Origin of the sequence: Acinetobacter sp. XH1741 (assembly GCF_041021895.1) — a bacterium.
Lineage (GTDB): Bacteria > Pseudomonadota > Gammaproteobacteria > Pseudomonadales > Moraxellaceae > Acinetobacter.
Window position 1 is genome coordinate 2032707 of sequence record NZ_CP157428.1, and the last position, 14853, is coordinate 2047559.

Genomic DNA, 14853 nt, shown 5'->3' on the forward strand with positions numbered 1-14853 from the left:
TCTCGTTATTCAGCAAGGCAGTAAAAAAAATACTTCAAATATGGCTATATTCTCTTTTTAGATAAGACCTCACTTAAAATCTAAGTCAAATAATATTATTGATGAGATTAATTTTTTAGAAAATTATTACCAACTATGAGATATTCCCGCACTTAAAATGCGACAGATTTTGCATTTTATTCAATTGCTGCGGCCTATTATGGAAGTAAGTTGCATAACTCTCTTACTGCTTACATTTGGCAATTCAACACTTACATGTTGCAATGATATATCCATCATACTTTCCTAAAAATCTGATTTACCACCAAGGTCAGAATAAGAGGGAAGGAACCATGCCAAAATTTTTATTAATCGCCGAGAAGGTCTATAAAAAATTTGAAGAAGATAAATTATTCTCTGACAATCTGATTGAACAACTGAATAATTTAGTCAGCATTATTCGAAAAGAGATAAAAGGCACCCCCTGTAAACTCAAATACAATTTTATAGATTTTGAAGAATGCCTAAGTAAACCCTTAAATGAATGCACAATTAAACTCGATATGAGCTTAATGCCTAAATATAAAAATAAGGGTGAATATATTATGTGGTTAGCGAGCTTTATTGAAAGGATCACAATTGGAGGACAATCAAAACTTCCCCCACTTTCTAGTATCGTACCCCTGATTTTAGTGTAAAAAAAGATAGTGAATTGATATCTGAAAATAAAAAGAAAGTATCGGAAGAAAATGTGAAGTTAATTGAAAATTACTTTAATTCGGAGGAGTACAAGAAAAATAATAAAAAAATAAATCTGATTTAAACGATATAAAAGTGTGTGTCCACCGCACTTTTATAATCGCTGGAAAATTTCAGCAACCGCCTTCTGGGGCGGTTTTCTTTTATATGATTAATTTACTTTATTTGATCGCGGTAGTCTTATAATATGCATTTTTAAAATAGCATCAGCGAAAATTAAACATTATGAAATTAAAAATTTTTATCTTGGGTTTACTTGCTTGTGCCAATTGTATGGCCGCATCAAAGTTAAGTTTTGAAGAAGAATATTATGGTTTTTTAGAAAAAATCCATACAATACAATCGCAAAGAGATAATTTTATAAAGAAAAATGCGAATAAAAATTTAAATAACTCTCAAAAGAAGAAGTTAGATTCAATAGAATGTACCTATATGCAGTCTGAATTAAAATATGATGAATTTCTTGTCGCTCGATTTAAGGAATATAAAGCCTTTATGAAAAAATCTGGTCAAGAAGTATCGAGTGATAAAGAATTAATTAAAACGGATATTGAGTCTTTAAAAGAAGAAATAAACAGTCCTGATGGGAAGTGTAAATAAGAAGAAGCACCGATAAAGGTGCTTTTTTATGAGAAATTTCTGATCAGAATAAATGAAAGTAAATTATTGTATTTTTAACACCATATACATACTTAAACAATTAGAACCAAAAAACTTCCATCATTTATGTGAATAGCATGTTAAGTTTTTCTACACATATAGAAAAATCAGGAAAGGATTTAAACATGAAATGTTCATATCAAGATTTGGATGGAAATAGAGTGGAAGTGACTTGTGAAAGTTATATACACATACCATCAGGTGCAGTTGGAAATAAAGCAGGATGGAATAATCGGTCGCAGGACCTAATACATATCACCGAAGATTTTAGCTTTTTTAAAAAAACCGAAGCTGATTCAATACCACTATATCGCTTTGCTGTAGATAATAATTACAATGTTTTTAATAGTGATGAGCTACCGGCTTTGGCTCAAATTGGTACTGATTGGAAAATTCTCGATTAATAATTTTTGAATTGTTGTGTAGTCACACCAGCCAATTCTCAAATATTTTGTAAATTTATCAAATAGTAAATATTTAATTAAACTCAATAAATGTATTATAGATTAGTAAAGTTAAACATAGTCTAAATAATTGTAGGCCGTTTTAGACTAATGATTGAATATATAGAGAGAAAGGATATGAAGCGTCTTATAGCATTATTTTTATTACCTTATGCTACAGGTACATTCGCTCAAGAACCGTTCGAAGTGACTAAAAGCTGTTTTATCGTGAATGGAAAAAATAGTACTGAGACTTGCTTACTTTCTACTACAAATAACTCAACTTCTAACTTTGAAAGATTGACTTTCCCAAATAGCAAAGTATTTATCAAAGAATCAATGATTTGTGCAAATGAAGATTCATGCGTGTCTGTGGGAAATAATTTATATACCTTAAAAGATGCAACTGTATATTATCGGGATTTAAAAACCAAAAAAATTATTGAAACTCCTGAAAAGGATTCATGGACGTGTTTTAAGCAACCACATGATAAGTTAGATTTTTGTGTTTCTTACAATTAATTAGATGTTCTAAATCTTCAAGATACTTTGTCATTTTACATTTCGATGCGAACAGTACAAAAAAGTCTATAAACCTATGCTGATCGTAATATGGATAGCCAGTATTTATGGGTGAATCAATTGACATTGTATGAGGTAAGATATGACTAAAATTATAGCTACCCTAGGTTTAGCAGCAATCGTTTCAATCTCTGTTGCAGCTTGTCAAGGTGAGAACGATACCAAGCAGCAAGATAAAACCACCACACCACACTCATTAGATAAAGACTCATAAAGTCTAAAAGCCCATCACATGATGGGCTTTTTCTAATAAGTTTTGATATTTTTTAATGACGTTATTTAGAAAAAAGTGGGTTAGTCATGAACACAAGGCCAACTGAGAAAAATGAGTCATCTTTAGTTTGATTTAATCGATTACCATAACTTGCATTGAACTGAACATTTTCTTTGTACAACATATATTTAATGCCGGTTTGATAAAATGAATCATTGCGATCATTTCCATAAACTTCAGCAGTAATCGTTAAAGGTTTAGTAATCAATGTTTCTGTTCCCACACCCCATGTGGTTTGCTCACGGTGAGTGGTATGTTCTCTTAGCCAACCAACATTGGTATGTAATAAGAAACGGTCATCTAACATAGAAATACTTAAGGGAACATTCACAGTCCAGTCTTTTTCAGAAGTGTGATTGTTATTAATTTGAGTAGAAAATGAAATGCCGAGTCCCCAGTTATTGGTTTCAAGCGGTTTTAAAAGAGTCTTTCCTTGAACTGTCGTATAAGTAGCATTTTCCGTTTCATCAGAAAAATGACGTCCCAGACCTACACCAAATTCAAAATTGCCACCGATATTGCATGAAGGGATGACCCAATATTCTTTATTGCTGGGGTTGTTTTGCATCCATGAATCGAGTTGACAAGAGTGGGGCGAAACTAAAGAGGCATCATCAACCACCATTGGTCGCCCAGCATAACTTGAAACAAATACTAAGTAAGCACCTAAAAAGACAACTGATTTTTTAAAATTAAGAAATAGCATTGATCTGACCCCAATACATCAAGGAGCACATGCAAGCATTTGCTAGTCTTTAAAAGAAATGATTAATAAGAAACAAAACAAGGAGGCGACTCTCTAAAATCCACAAGAGAGCCAGAGCTTTAGTGGATACTTAGATATAAGTCGATGATTTAATCCTATCAATCGAGCAAGTACTCACAATGAAGCCCCTAAAAATTCGTTGGGCGGATTCTAAGGTGGTTTTATTGAACTGGCAAGTTAAAGTTTAATGACATTTGCTTTTGCTTAAGGAGGAAGTGGTTTACAAACCCAAACGCTACTTATCAAAACTATACATAATGTAAAATTTGATAAAAATTATATTGAATATAATTATTTAAAAATAATTTTGAGGATTAAAAATGAAAAAAATCATAAAAACTCTATTATTATCTGGTTTGATTTCATCTCTACCATTATCTGTAATTGCTAGGAATATTGAAAATAAAGTAACTTTTTTACAAGGGTCTGATCAAACATCTTTAACGGGAAAGCTTCAGGGTTATAGTGACATTAGATATCGAATCTCTGCAAAAAGCGGTCAAGTTTTAAAATTTAATATTAATAGTTATAGTAACTTAGCTTATATTAATATTTTTTCTCCAGGCCAAAAGCCAGGTAAAGATAAGCCGTTATTAATTGGTTCAACTATGGGGTCTACAGGGCAAGTCATATTACCGGTCGATGGTGATTATATTATTCAGGTTTATCAAATGCGAAATACTGTTCGAAATAATAGAATCGTATCTTTTAGTTTGAATCTTCAAATATTAGATAATAAAAATATAAAATAATAATTAAGAAGTTTATATAAAAGCTCTAAATTTAAGAGCTTTTATATAATGATAAAAATAAAATAGTTTTATACTAAATAAATTGACTCATCAATTCCGCATTTTTCTACAAAAGTTAAATCGTGAGAGACTAATAGGACTGCGCCTTCATAACTGGAAATAGCTTGTGCAAATAGTTCTCTCGATTCAATGTCTAGATGGTTTTCTGGCTCATCAAGCAATAAAAGTTCAGGCATAGGCTGAGCATGGCTTAAACCTAATAAAGCCACTTTCAACTTCTCACCGCCACTGAGCTGAGCTAAAGGATAGGTGCCTTTATCACCACGAATTCTAAGTTGACCTAATAGGTTTCTCCACTCTAACTCAGAGATATTGGGGTTAATATGCCTTAGGTTTTCAACAGCAGATTTATTCTCTAGCAAAAAGCTAAAATTTTGGTCTAGATAAAAGCAATTTACAAACAACTTAATTGCATCTATAGGAGTTACTATGGATTGATTAATTTGTTTAAGCAAAGTTGATTTCCCAATACCATTGCGGCCAGCCAAATGAATTTTTTGACCTGCTTTTAAAGCTAAATTGATAGGTTGTTGTGTCCCATAACTTAGCTTCAAGTCCTGAATTCTAAGAATTTCTCCTGATCGTTTTTGAAATGACGGAAATATAAACTGCTGTGGCTTAACGGTTTCAAGGAGTAATTTCTTATCTTTTAAGTCTTGCTGGCTATGTTCAATTTGACGTTGATGCTGAGACTGAATTGCACCAAAGCTTTGTCCAGCCTGTTCTTTTTTAAAATCTAGCAAAATTTTAGCTTGTGAGTTCGATTCACGAAGTTTATTTCCAGCACGCTCACGTTTTTGTGCTTTCATTAAGACTTCATGTTGCTTTTGCTTCATGTGCTTAACTTCGCGTTGATGTTGCTGTACTGACTGCTCTAACGCTTCAATTTGAGACTGATATTCCTCATGAAATTTTTCATAATTTCCTGTTGTGTGGTGCAAGCCATGTTCATTTAAGTAATAAATATGATCTACTTCATTTAACAAGGCGAGCTCGTGACTAATAATAAGCGCGCCTGCTGGATGTTTCTTTAAATGAGTCATTAACCATTCTCTAGCCTCTTGATCGAGATGGTTACTTGGTTCATCAAGTAGTAGGTAGTGATCTGTCTTTAAAAATAATGTCGCTAAAGCTAACTTGGTTTTTTGTCCTTCGCTTAGCTGCGAAACAGGAAAGTCTAATTCGGTTGGTAAGTGGGCAGATCGCAATAACGCCTCCCAAACATTGGGCAGGTCCCATTTACCATCTAACAAATCATAATCATCAAACTCAGCGTTACCTTGTTCAACTCTTCTGAAAGCTTGGTATAAATGATCGATCTCTAATGCTTCTGCAATTGTGGAGCAGTGAAGACGGTTTAACTGAGATAAATATGCATGCTTGCTATGCCAAGTGATCTGGCCATTTATATGTATTTCTCCTGTTGGCGAAATCTCTTGAAGCAATTGCATCAGGAGTGATTTACCTTGACCATTACGGCCAATTAAAGCGGATACTTGGTGGCAATCAAGTGAAAAATTTAGCTCTTTAAACATCACTTTCGAGGGAAATTCTAAAGTGAGTTGTGATATTACACATGCCTGCTGAGTCATAAAAAAACCTCATAAATACAGGATGTACAAAATAGGAAGGTTAAGCTTTAAATAAAGACGTTAAGTCACAAAAAAATAGTCTATTTTGCACATCAAAAAAATAAAAAAATGATGAGAAAAAAAGACTTACTTCATTGGCGTGACTCACAAAAACAGAAAAATTGATGACAGTATTCTATAACAGTTTTTAATCTGTGTAAAACTTATGCATTTTGATGAAGAAAAGCCTAATCTAATGATTAGGCTTTTACTTAAAATGAAGAGTTTACTCTTTTACAACCAATACTTGGATTTTGGTATTGTTTAGAACATCTTGCGCAAAGCTACCCAAAATAAGTTTTTGAAAACCTTTACGGCCATGAGAACCAATAACAATCAGATCTGATCCTAATTCTTCAACTGCTTTAAGAATGCCATCAGATGAGATTTCACCTTGAATAATTTGTGTTTCGGCATCGACACCTTCTCCTGCACATAAGGCTTTTACCTTAGCAAGTGTTTTTTCTGCATTAGCGCGAGCTTCCACAAAATAATCTTTTACAACAGGGGAGATATAATAAAAATCGACACCACTAAACGGGTCTACTGCAACAAGACTAATCGCTGTAAGTTTACTGCCAAAAGCTTTAGCAAGGTGTGCAGCTTGTTTTGCTGCTGCCAATGAAATTTCTGAACCATCTACTGGGACAATAATATGTTGGTAATTCATAAAGTTATTCCTCTTATTTACAATTGTTATATGTATGAAGCTTTTCTTACTTTAAGAGTATCATATTTGTTTAAAGGTAGAAATCAATTCAATTAAGTAGAATTGAAATTAAATTACAAATAACTATACAATTGATTATTAAATATTTTTTAGACCAAGAATACTAAATATATTTAATCTTAAAAAAAGCTTTATTTTTAGTTCAAGCTTACAAAAAATTACCTTTCATATTTTTGTCATACATAAAACGTATAACAAAATTATATAGCGAGGGGGAATGAATCAGATGGCAGATTTAACAGTAAAAAAAGTAAGTAAGCTTATTGAAGAATTTCGCCAAACAGGTAAAGAACCGGAAAAGTTGGTGATCGGATATAAAACTTATGCACGACTGATGGCAGATGACAAATTTGCTGAAAAAGTTGTCCCTTCACTTGAAAACTCAAAAGACCGTTTATATAAAAATCTAAAAATAAAACTTATCACTGAAAAGCATTATTTTGAAGTCAAATAACTAATAAATGTAACATTTATCACGTTTATTCTTTTTTATTAACATTTAGCAAGATTAATTAACATATTGTTTTTGAGTTAATACAAATAAGGTGTGTATTCAACATTTGAGAACAGTATTTATTGCTAAAAACGCTAGAATGAGTTGATTTTATCGTAAATGGTTGAATAAACTGAATGTTTAAGTTAATTATAGTTTTATTTTATCTCATCGCTATTCTAGGTTTTTTATCTATACTTGGTGGTATATTAACACTCAGTATATTTCTGATTATTATTGGTTTAGGACTCATCTGCGCTGCATTATTATTGAAAAAAGAATTTAAGATTGATGTTATGTTTTGGAAATAATTGGCTGTTATATATCACTAATTTAATAAAAATAATTAAATCACCTCATGTCGAGTGAGGTGTTATAAAATATTTAAAAACGAAATATATTATTTTAATTTAAACTGCTGTTTATAAATTGCATAAATCTTTATTACAATTCTAAATAAAACAAAAAATTAAAAGTAAGTTTAAGTATTTAAAAATAAAAAGATTTCCTTTAGGATGAAAATATATGGATTGATCTCTTTGGTATTAGACAAACAATAACAAAAGTGAGGTGTGCACATGACTTATAAATACGAGTATGCAGGGTTTTGGGTTAGATTTGGTGCAATGATTATTGATAGCCTTATTCTTTTTTTAGCGATTATTCCAGCCGCATGGATTTTTTACCGTGGCGATTACGATCTGATATTTGCTACAGGCTTGAGTACTAAACCTCAAAACTATGGGTTTGACCTCATCATAAATTATGTTTTTCCATTTTTGTATACCGTTTTATGTTGGATCTATTTGGCAGGTACGCCAGGAAAGCGCTTAATGCGCTTAAAAGTTCTGGATGAGAAAACAGGGAATAAGTTAACTTTTATGCAATCTCTCATTCGGTATATTGGCTATATCCCATCTATTTTAGTGTTTTGTTTAGGGCTTTTTTGGGTGGCTTTTGATGCCAAAAAACAAGGTTGGCATGACAAAATGGCGAAAACAGTGGTGGTCAGAGAGCTCTAGAATCGAGTTAATTTTTTAGCAATAAAAAATTACAAAAAAAGTCTTGTGTGTTGCAAGGTAAGACCTATACTTGCCGCGAGTTTATTTAATGGAGATCCTAAATGGGTAGTTGTTCGAGGTTCGAGTTTAATTATCAATTAAACCAAAGCCACTGCTGAGCAAGATAACCTTTAGGAGGAGCTATCTTGCAATGAGATAGCTTTGTAAAAATTATATTAAGCCCATACAAATTACTTTATTTGTAATCATGTACTTCCAGCACTTATCTGTTTAGTTTCTCGCTAGAAATGGGGAGAAGCCAATGTTTTTATATGCTTCCAAATACTGTTATGACCAAGATGTTTCAGTTCTGGTAAAAAAGCCAGCTCCTGCTATTCAAAGTATTCGAACAATGTGTGATCGCGTGCCATTTCGTCAGCGTTGGTTCGGCTTTGGATTAATTTTCTCTTCTTCATCGTAAGTTTACGAAAACCAATTCCTTTCTCAGTTTAAAAACTAAAAAAGACTTTATTTTTTAATAAGGTCGAGAGCCTTATACGCCTAAAAATGGAGGATTTCGTGATGAAATTCTGGCAACGACTCTTCACAGCATTTTTACAAAGATTTCATTTGATGCGCTTTTTCGGTCGTAATCGATCCTTTAAAGAGCTGCATCAATCTAGCTATGCTCAAGAAATTAGCAAAAATTTATCTATGCGTTTGCTTAATGCATCAAAAGCCCAAACAAGTGATTTATTAAATCAATTTGATACTCATTTTACGGGGCTTACAGAAGAGCAAGCGCATACACAGCAAATGCAAGTGGGTCTCAATGAGATTACCCATGAAAAACCATTAACTTGGTGGCAACATCTTTGGTATTGCTATCGCAATCCGTTCAATATTTTACTCAGCCTTTTGGCACTAATTGCTTTCTTTACCGATGATTTAACCGGTTCAACTATTATTAGTGTCATGGTAATTCTTTCAACACTTCTTCGTTATTGGCAAGAGGCAAAATCGAATCAAGCTGCTGACGCTTTAAAGGCAATGGTGAGTAATACTGCTACTGTATTACGTCATCAGCTAAGTGCTGAAGATTTAGAGCTTATGCACCAGCGCTATGGTATCGATACTAAAAATCAAACGAATAGCCAGTTTGAAATGCCAATTCAGTATTTGGTGCCTGGCGATGTGATTTTATTATCTGCAGGTGACATGATTCCTGCTGATTGCAGAATTTTAAATGCCAAAGATTTGTTTGTATCTCAAGCTGCAATGACTGGCGAATCAATGCCGGTTGAAAAGTTTCCTTTGCAGAAAAATCTTGAAGAAACTAGCGCTTTAGAACTAGATAATATTGTATTTATGGGAACCAATATTGTTTCTGGTTCAGCTCAGGCAGTTGTGTTAAGTACTGGTATCCAAACATATTTTGGTGCTCTTGCTCATCGAGTTACAGCTACTGATCGAAGCACGACAGCGTTTCAAATGGGTGTTAACAAAGTAAGTTGGTTACTCATTCGCTTCATGTTGGTTATGGCACCTGTTGTACTTTTCATTAATGGTTTTACCAAAGGTGATTGGACAGAGGCATTTTTATTCGCACTATCAGTGGCTGTTGGTCTCACACCTGAAATGTTACCGATGATTGTCACTTCAACGTTGGCAAAGGGTGCAGTTTTCTTATCTAAAAAGAAAGTAATTGTTAAGCGTCTAGATGCTATTCAAAACTTTGGTGCAATGGATGTTTTATGTACAGATAAAACTGGAACATTAACTCAAGATAAAATCTTTTTATCTCAACATATTGATGTTAATGGTGAAAAGTCAGATTTTGTACTCATGCAGGCATTTTTAAATAGTTATTATCAAACAGGTTTGAAAAACTTGCTTGACGTAGCTGTATTAGAAGCTGTTGATGATCAGATCAAAACTCAAAAGCTGCGCTATAAAAAATTAGATGAAGTTCCTTTTGATTTTGATCGCCGCCGTATGTCAGTCGTGGTACAAACGCCTCAAGAAAAAGTGCGTATGATTACCAAAGGCGCTGTTGAGGAAATGTTAAAGGTTTGCCGTTATGTTGAGGTAAATGGCAAAGTAGAACCTCTCACAAAACAACGTGAAGTGGCAATTGAGGCACTGACTCAACGTTATAACCGAGATGGCTTACGTGTTGTGGCTGTAGCTTATCGTGAGTTTGACAATAACCAAGAGAATTATTCAGTTGTTGATGAAAGTGATTTAATTTTAATTGGTTATGTTGCATTTCTTGATCCACCTAAAGAGTCAGCAAGAGAAGCTGTACAAAGTTTGCATGCTCATGGTGTAACTGTAAAAGTGCTTACTGGTGATAATGAGTTTGTAACTCAAAAAGTATGCCGAGAAATTGGTCTTAATTTTGATCAGGTTTTATTGGGTGGTGTAATTGAAACATTAACCGATGAACAGCTCAAAAGAGCGGTAGAGCAATACAACATTTTTGCCAAGTTAAGTCCTGTGCATAAAGAACGTATTGTTGAGCAGTTAAAAGCAAATGGTCATGTGGTCGGTTTCTTAGGCGACGGTATTAATGATGCTGCGGCTATACGTACTGCTGATATTGGTATTTCAGTAGATACCGCAGTAGATATTGCTAAAGAGTCAGCAGATTTAATCTTGCTTGAAAAAAGCTTGATGGTGCTTGAAAAAGGTGTGATTGAAGGCCGTAGAACTTTTGCCAATATGCTTAAATATATCAAAATGACGGCCAGTTCAAATTTCGGTAACGTTTTTTCGGTATTAATAGCAAGTGCTTTTATTCCATTTTTACCAATGTTGCCTATTCACTTGCTTATTCAAAACTTACTTTATGATGTTTCACAAATTGTGATTCCATTTGATAACGTTGATGAAGAGTTAATTGCAAAACCACAGCGTTGGCAGCCTGAAGAAGTGGGTCGTTTCATGGTGGTGTTTGGACCGATCAGCTCAATTTTTGACATTATCACGTTTTGTCTGATGTGGTTTGTGTTTTCCGCAAATACGCCTGAACATCAAACTTTATTCCAATCTGGTTGGTTTGTTGTAGGTTTACTGACTCAAACGTTGATTGTTCATATGATCCGTACTGCTAAAATTCCATTTATTCAAAGTCGTGCTGCAACACCATTATTGGTGATGACGGTTGTGATTATGTGTATTGGTATTTTCTTACCAATGGGACCATTAGCAAGTTATTTAAAACTACAAGCTTTACCATTAAGTTATTTCTTATATTTGCCTTTAATTTTAATTGCTTATATGTGTATTACTCAATGGGTGAAAAAAATCTATATCCGCCGTTACGGCTGGCAATAAGAACATAGGTGCAAGATGAAGTTGCAATTTCTACAACATACAGACTTATCTAACATTATTGATACTTTAATTAGTCTCTCGGTCGCTTTTGTTTTGGGAGCATTAATTGGGTTTGAAAGTCAGTATAGGCAGCGTACTGCAGGGCTTCGAACTAATGTTCTGGTCGCTGTTGGCGCAGCAATTTTTGTAGATGTTGCAACGAATCTTACTGGAGCAGATGGAGCTGTTCGAGTCATTGCTTATGTGGTTTCAGGTATTGGTTTCTTGGGTGCAGGTGTCATTATGCGCCAAGAAGGCAATATTCATGGCTTAAATACGGCCGCTACTTTGTGGTGTTCAGCGGCTGTGGGGGCTGCTGCCGGTTCTGATTTAATTATTGAGGCAATATTAGCAACAGCATTTATTTTATCTGCCAATACATTGTTAAGACCGATTGTACATATCATTGACCGCCGTCCGTTAGACGATGACACAGAGGTTTTGCATGTCATTTACATTATATGTGACAGAAGTCAAAGCAAAGTGGTTATGGATGAGTTAAACCTAACGTTGAAACACCATAACTATCCTCCAAAGGATATTGATGTCACACCGTTTGGGGAAAAAGAGGTCGAAATAGAAGCGACATTGATTGCAACTTCAATTGAGGCAGAAGAAGCACAGCACATCATTAACCACTTAAATGCCATGCCACAAATACGACAAGCTTTTTGGGATAAAAACGCAATTAATTAATTTTATAAGACTTTGCACTTAACTGTTTATAAAGTTTTTTAAATGGTTAAGCGCAAAGTCTTTATTTTTAAGTTTTATTTTTTTGCTTTAAATCTAAGTACAACAAATACAATAATACCTACGACAAGTCCCCAAAATGCTGAACCAATACCGAAAAATTGAATACCCGAAGCACTGCATAAAAAAGTAAATAATGCAGCTTCACGGTCTTCAACAGGGCCAAAAGCAAGCGCAATGTTGTGGCTGATCGTACCTAGTAATGCAATACCTGCTAAAGCAACAATAAAAATATGAGGAAAAGACATCAGCAAACTGGTCAGTGTCGCTGCAAATAATCCCATCAATGTATAGAAAAAACCAGAGCTTATGCCAGCAATATAGCGTTTACTTGGGTCAGGATGAGCCTGATCGTCAAGGCATACAGCCGCACTAATCGCAGCAATATTTACACTGTAACAACCAAAAGGCGCAAGCAAAACTTGGGTTAAACCAGTCCAGCCTATCAGTTGGTTAACATGTGGCTTATAGCCATAACTTTTAATCATGGCAATACCGGGTAAATACTGCGAAGCCATACTAATGACAAATAGTGGTAGCGTTAAGCCTAAAAGTGCTGACCAGCTAAAGACAGGACTAATCCAGACTGGTCTAGCTAAAGACCACTCAAGTGTAGGCATATGAAATTCTAAAAAGACAGGGCATAGCACAACACCAGCAAGTGCGGTGAATACGATGCTATAACGCGGCCATAATCTTTTTGTAATCACATAAATGACAAGTAAAGATAGAACAAATTCCCAGTCATTTTGCAAACTTACGAAAAGTGAAATACCAAACTTAAGTAAAACTCCGGCAAGCATGGCACTGGTTAAGCTTTGCGGTATATATGAAAGCGCTTTTTGAAATATACCTGAAAAGCCTAAAATGGCAGTAAGTACGCCACCGACTAAAAAAGCGCCTATAGCTTCATTTATACTATAGCCACCGCCTGTAGCCATAATTAAAGCAAGACCTGCGGTTGACCATGCAGTTGCTACAGGATATTTAAATTTCCATGAAAGGATGAGTCCTGATAGACCAATACCCAAACCTAATGCCCAAAACCAAGAGGTGATTTGTTCAGGCGAAGCACCTAAAGCTTGAGCTGCCTGAATCACTAAAATGGCTGAAACACTAATACCAATAAGAAAGGTAATAAAACCAGCAAATACGGCTGGAATAGAAAAATCTTGAAGAATCTTTTGCATGGCTAAATGTTCTAAATCCCTGAAAAATTAATATGTTTCTGCCTACATGTTCAGCCAGATAAATCTAACAATTTTTTTTAAGAAGGTGCTTTCTATTTTTTAACAAAAAATGAAATAATATTTTTTAAATATTTAGAAATGCTATAATTTATCCCATAAAAAATAATGAAATCGGGATATTGTTTTTATGGATGAGCAAGCAGAAAATTTATCACCACTTGAACTCAAAATTATGCGCTGTTTACAAGAAAACGGACGCTTAAGTAATGCTGAACTAGCGAAACTTGTGGGGATTAGTACCTCGTCTTGTTGGAATCATACTCAACGCCTTTTTAAAATTGGGGCAATCTTAGATGTACGTGCCCGAATTAATCCGGCTATGGTGCAGCGTGAAACCATCGTCTTGGTAGGGGTGGTTTTAGATCGTTCAACACCTGATAGTTTTCAGGCATTTGAACAAGCAGCAGGTGATCTGGAGAATGTTTTAGAGTGTTATCTGGTGGCAGGGGAAGTCGATTATTTTTTAAAAATTCGCGTTAAAGATTTGGCTGCTTTTAACCGATTTCATAGTGAAAAAATTATTGCGTTACCGGGAGTAAGGCAAGTTAGAACATTTTTTGTGCTGAATGAAGTGAAAACTGATGGCATGCTGGCTTTTTAATTGCTCAGCATGTTTTCAACTTTTAATATGAGGTTTTACAGGGCTGACATAATTAAATCGTTGAGGTGGCTAGCTTCAAACCAAATCCAAAAAATAAAATGCCAACTAAAAAGATTCCGCTTGCTGCAATTTTATGGTTTTGTTTAAAAAAAGTTGAAAGCTTAATACCTGAAAAAATAAGAGCTGTTAAATAGCTAAAACTGATTATCTGTAAAATAACTGCTAAAACTAAAAAACTTAAAGCTGGGTAAGCATAATCTGGTTCAATAAACTGAACAAAGAAAGATAGGAAAAATAAAATCGCTTTAGGGTTGAGTAGACTAATACTGAGTGCAGTTTTATAAGGATGAATTTTATCTAATGTGGGTAAGTCGGCCATTTCGGGTTGTGGTTGATTACGTAGTTTCCAGCGCTGAATACTACCTTGTAAAAGCTTAAAACCTAAATAAGATAAATAAAGAGCACCGATGAGTTTAAGTACAATAAAAACCCAGGGGAAAGCTTTTAATAAAGAGGCTGCACCAAGCACGGTACAGAGCATTAAAATAAGATCACCGGTAAAAATACCGAGTGCACCCATATATCCGGTTTTAATACCATAGCGTGAAGCAATTGACATCACATAAAGGGAATTGGGTCCGGGTAATAACACAATTAGGAATGTACCAATAATATATGTTGTTAAATCTGTTATGCCGAACACGAGAAACCCAATAAAAAACCGATTTTTGTCATGATAAC

At 34.3% G+C, this 14853-nt stretch carries 17 protein-coding genes and 1 pseudogene; 13 read left to right on the forward strand and 5 right to left on the reverse strand.

Translation table 11 applies throughout. The annotated features are described in order from the left end of the window. Positions 1–332 precede the first annotated feature (332 nt). The 5 genes and pseudogenes from ABLB96_RS09640 (at position 333) to ABLB96_RS09660 (ending at position 2637) form a co-directional block, all read left to right on the forward strand. Positions 333–802, forward strand: a pseudogene (locus ABLB96_RS09640) (hypothetical protein). A 161-nt stretch (positions 803–963) separates the two neighbouring features. Next, positions 964–1338, forward strand: coding sequence for a hypothetical protein (locus ABLB96_RS09645; RefSeq protein WP_369029290.1), 375 nt, complete (start codon positions 964–966; stop codon positions 1336–1338). Between the two features lie 185 nt (positions 1339–1523). After that, a complete protein-coding gene (locus tag ABLB96_RS09650) occupies positions 1524–1802 on the forward strand; it encodes a hypothetical protein (protein ID WP_348898292.1) in 279 nt (92 codons plus the stop codon). 177 nt (positions 1803–1979) lie between these two features. Then, entirely contained in the window at positions 1980–2363 is a 384-nt protein-coding gene (locus tag ABLB96_RS09655; protein ID WP_348898288.1) for a hypothetical protein, read from the forward strand. A gap of 142 nt (positions 2364–2505) precedes the next feature. Then, the gene (locus tag ABLB96_RS09660) at positions 2506–2637 is read left to right on the forward strand and encodes a hypothetical protein (RefSeq protein ID WP_263613965.1); all 132 of its coding nucleotides are present in this window, start codon (positions 2506–2508) and stop codon (positions 2635–2637) included. Between the two features lie 61 nt (positions 2638–2698). Here the strand turns inward: ABLB96_RS09660 and ABLB96_RS09665 are convergent, their stop codons facing one another. Further along, positions 2699–3403: a hypothetical protein gene (locus ABLB96_RS09665; protein WP_348898289.1), complete on the reverse strand. Its 705-nt coding sequence runs from the start codon at positions 3401–3403 to the stop codon at positions 2699–2701. A 380-nt stretch (positions 3404–3783) separates the two neighbouring features. Between ABLB96_RS09665 and ABLB96_RS09670 the strand changes: the two genes are divergently transcribed. Further along, complete coding sequence (locus ABLB96_RS09670) at positions 3784–4215, forward strand: DNA breaking-rejoining protein (protein ID WP_348898290.1); 432 nt, start codon at positions 3784–3786, stop codon at positions 4213–4215. Positions 4216–4283: 68 nt separating this feature from the next. On the opposite strand, the gene ABLB96_RS09675 is transcribed toward ABLB96_RS09670, so the two are convergent. Further along, positions 4284–5867: an ATP-binding cassette domain-containing protein gene (locus ABLB96_RS09675; protein WP_348898152.1), complete on the reverse strand. Its 1584-nt coding sequence runs from the start codon at positions 5865–5867 to the stop codon at positions 4284–4286. Between the two features lie 265 nt (positions 5868–6132). Further along, positions 6133–6576, reverse strand: a complete 444-nt coding sequence (locus ABLB96_RS09680) for a universal stress protein (protein ID WP_348898153.1) — start codon at positions 6574–6576, stop codon at positions 6133–6135. A gap of 286 nt (positions 6577–6862) precedes the next feature. Between ABLB96_RS09680 and ABLB96_RS09685 the strand changes: the two genes are divergently transcribed. From ABLB96_RS09685 to ABLB96_RS09710, 6 genes are all read left to right on the forward strand, one after another. Next, entirely contained in the window at positions 6863–7090 is a 228-nt protein-coding gene (locus ABLB96_RS09685; protein ID WP_272339353.1) for a hypothetical protein, read from the forward strand. Between the two features lie 176 nt (positions 7091–7266). After that, complete coding sequence (locus ABLB96_RS09690; protein WP_348898154.1) at positions 7267–7440, forward strand: hypothetical protein; 174 nt, start codon at positions 7267–7269, stop codon at positions 7438–7440. Between the two features lie 267 nt (positions 7441–7707). Then, positions 7708–8151, forward strand: coding sequence for an RDD family protein (locus tag ABLB96_RS09695; protein ID WP_348898155.1), 444 nt, complete (start codon positions 7708–7710; stop codon positions 8149–8151). 301 nt (positions 8152–8452) lie between these two features. Further along, positions 8453–8611, forward strand: coding sequence for a hypothetical protein (locus ABLB96_RS09700; RefSeq protein WP_348898156.1), 159 nt, complete (start codon positions 8453–8455; stop codon positions 8609–8611). A 101-nt stretch (positions 8612–8712) separates the two neighbouring features. Next, positions 8713–11469, forward strand: a complete 2757-nt coding sequence (mgtA, locus tag ABLB96_RS09705; protein ID WP_348898157.1) for a magnesium-translocating P-type ATPase — start codon at positions 8713–8715, stop codon at positions 11467–11469. Positions 11470–11484: 15 nt separating this feature from the next. Continuing rightward, the gene (locus ABLB96_RS09710) at positions 11485–12204 is read left to right on the forward strand and encodes an MgtC/SapB family protein (protein ID WP_348898158.1); all 720 of its coding nucleotides are present in this window, start codon (positions 11485–11487) and stop codon (positions 12202–12204) included. Between the two features lie 74 nt (positions 12205–12278). Here ABLB96_RS09710 and ABLB96_RS09715 read toward each other — a convergent pair whose 3' ends face one another. Continuing rightward, entirely contained in the window at positions 12279–13451 is a 1173-nt protein-coding gene (locus ABLB96_RS09715; protein WP_348898159.1) for a benzoate/H(+) symporter BenE family transporter, read from the reverse strand. A 187-nt stretch (positions 13452–13638) separates the two neighbouring features. On the opposite strand from ABLB96_RS09715, the gene ABLB96_RS09720 reads away from it, so the two are divergent. Further along, positions 13639–14112 carry an Lrp/AsnC family transcriptional regulator gene (locus tag ABLB96_RS09720; RefSeq protein ID WP_348898160.1) on the forward strand — a complete coding sequence of 158 codons (474 nt, stop codon included), beginning with the start codon at positions 13639–13641 and terminating at the stop codon, positions 14110–14112. A gap of 52 nt (positions 14113–14164) precedes the next feature. On the opposite strand, the gene leuE is transcribed toward ABLB96_RS09720, so the two are convergent. Then, the gene (leuE, locus tag ABLB96_RS09725) at positions 14165–14815 is read right to left on the reverse strand and encodes a leucine efflux protein LeuE (RefSeq protein ID WP_348898161.1); all 651 of its coding nucleotides are present in this window, start codon (positions 14813–14815) and stop codon (positions 14165–14167) included. Positions 14816–14853 lie beyond the last annotated feature (38 nt).

Excerpts from the sequence above, each read along its gene's own strand:
- ABLB96_RS09645 (WP_369029290.1), top strand. The coding sequence starts at position 964 with ATGAAATTAAAAATTTTTATCTTGGGTTTACTTGCTTGTGCCAATTGT.
- ABLB96_RS09650 (WP_348898292.1), top strand. The coding sequence starts at position 1,524 with ATGAAATGTTCATATCAAGATTTGGATGGAAATAGAGTGGAAGTGACT.
- ABLB96_RS09655 (WP_348898288.1), top strand. The coding sequence starts at position 1,980 with ATGAAGCGTCTTATAGCATTATTTTTATTACCTTATGCTACAGGTACA.
- ABLB96_RS09660 (WP_263613965.1), top strand. The coding sequence starts at position 2,506 with ATGACTAAAATTATAGCTACCCTAGGTTTAGCAGCAATCGTTTCAATC.
- ABLB96_RS09665 (WP_348898289.1), bottom strand. The coding sequence starts at position 3,403 with ATGCTATTTCTTAATTTTAAAAAATCAGTTGTCTTTTTAGGTGCTTAC.
- ABLB96_RS09670 (WP_348898290.1), top strand. The coding sequence starts at position 3,784 with ATGAAAAAAATCATAAAAACTCTATTATTATCTGGTTTGATTTCATCT.
- ABLB96_RS09675 (WP_348898152.1), bottom strand. The coding sequence starts at position 5,867 with ATGACTCAGCAGGCATGTGTAATATCACAACTCACTTTAGAATTTCCC.
- ABLB96_RS09680 (WP_348898153.1), bottom strand. The coding sequence starts at position 6,576 with ATGAATTACCAACATATTATTGTCCCAGTAGATGGTTCAGAAATTTCA.
- ABLB96_RS09685 (WP_272339353.1), top strand. The coding sequence starts at position 6,863 with ATGGCAGATTTAACAGTAAAAAAAGTAAGTAAGCTTATTGAAGAATTT.
- ABLB96_RS09690 (WP_348898154.1), top strand. The coding sequence starts at position 7,267 with ATGTTTAAGTTAATTATAGTTTTATTTTATCTCATCGCTATTCTAGGT.
- ABLB96_RS09695 (WP_348898155.1), top strand. The coding sequence starts at position 7,708 with ATGACTTATAAATACGAGTATGCAGGGTTTTGGGTTAGATTTGGTGCA.
- ABLB96_RS09700 (WP_348898156.1), top strand. The coding sequence starts at position 8,453 with ATGTTTTTATATGCTTCCAAATACTGTTATGACCAAGATGTTTCAGTT.
- mgtA (WP_348898157.1), top strand. The coding sequence starts at position 8,713 with ATGAAATTCTGGCAACGACTCTTCACAGCATTTTTACAAAGATTTCAT.
- ABLB96_RS09710 (WP_348898158.1), top strand. The coding sequence starts at position 11,485 with ATGAAGTTGCAATTTCTACAACATACAGACTTATCTAACATTATTGAT.
- ABLB96_RS09715 (WP_348898159.1), bottom strand. The coding sequence starts at position 13,451 with ATGCAAAAGATTCTTCAAGATTTTTCTATTCCAGCCGTATTTGCTGGT.
- ABLB96_RS09720 (WP_348898160.1), top strand. The coding sequence starts at position 13,639 with ATGGATGAGCAAGCAGAAAATTTATCACCACTTGAACTCAAAATTATG.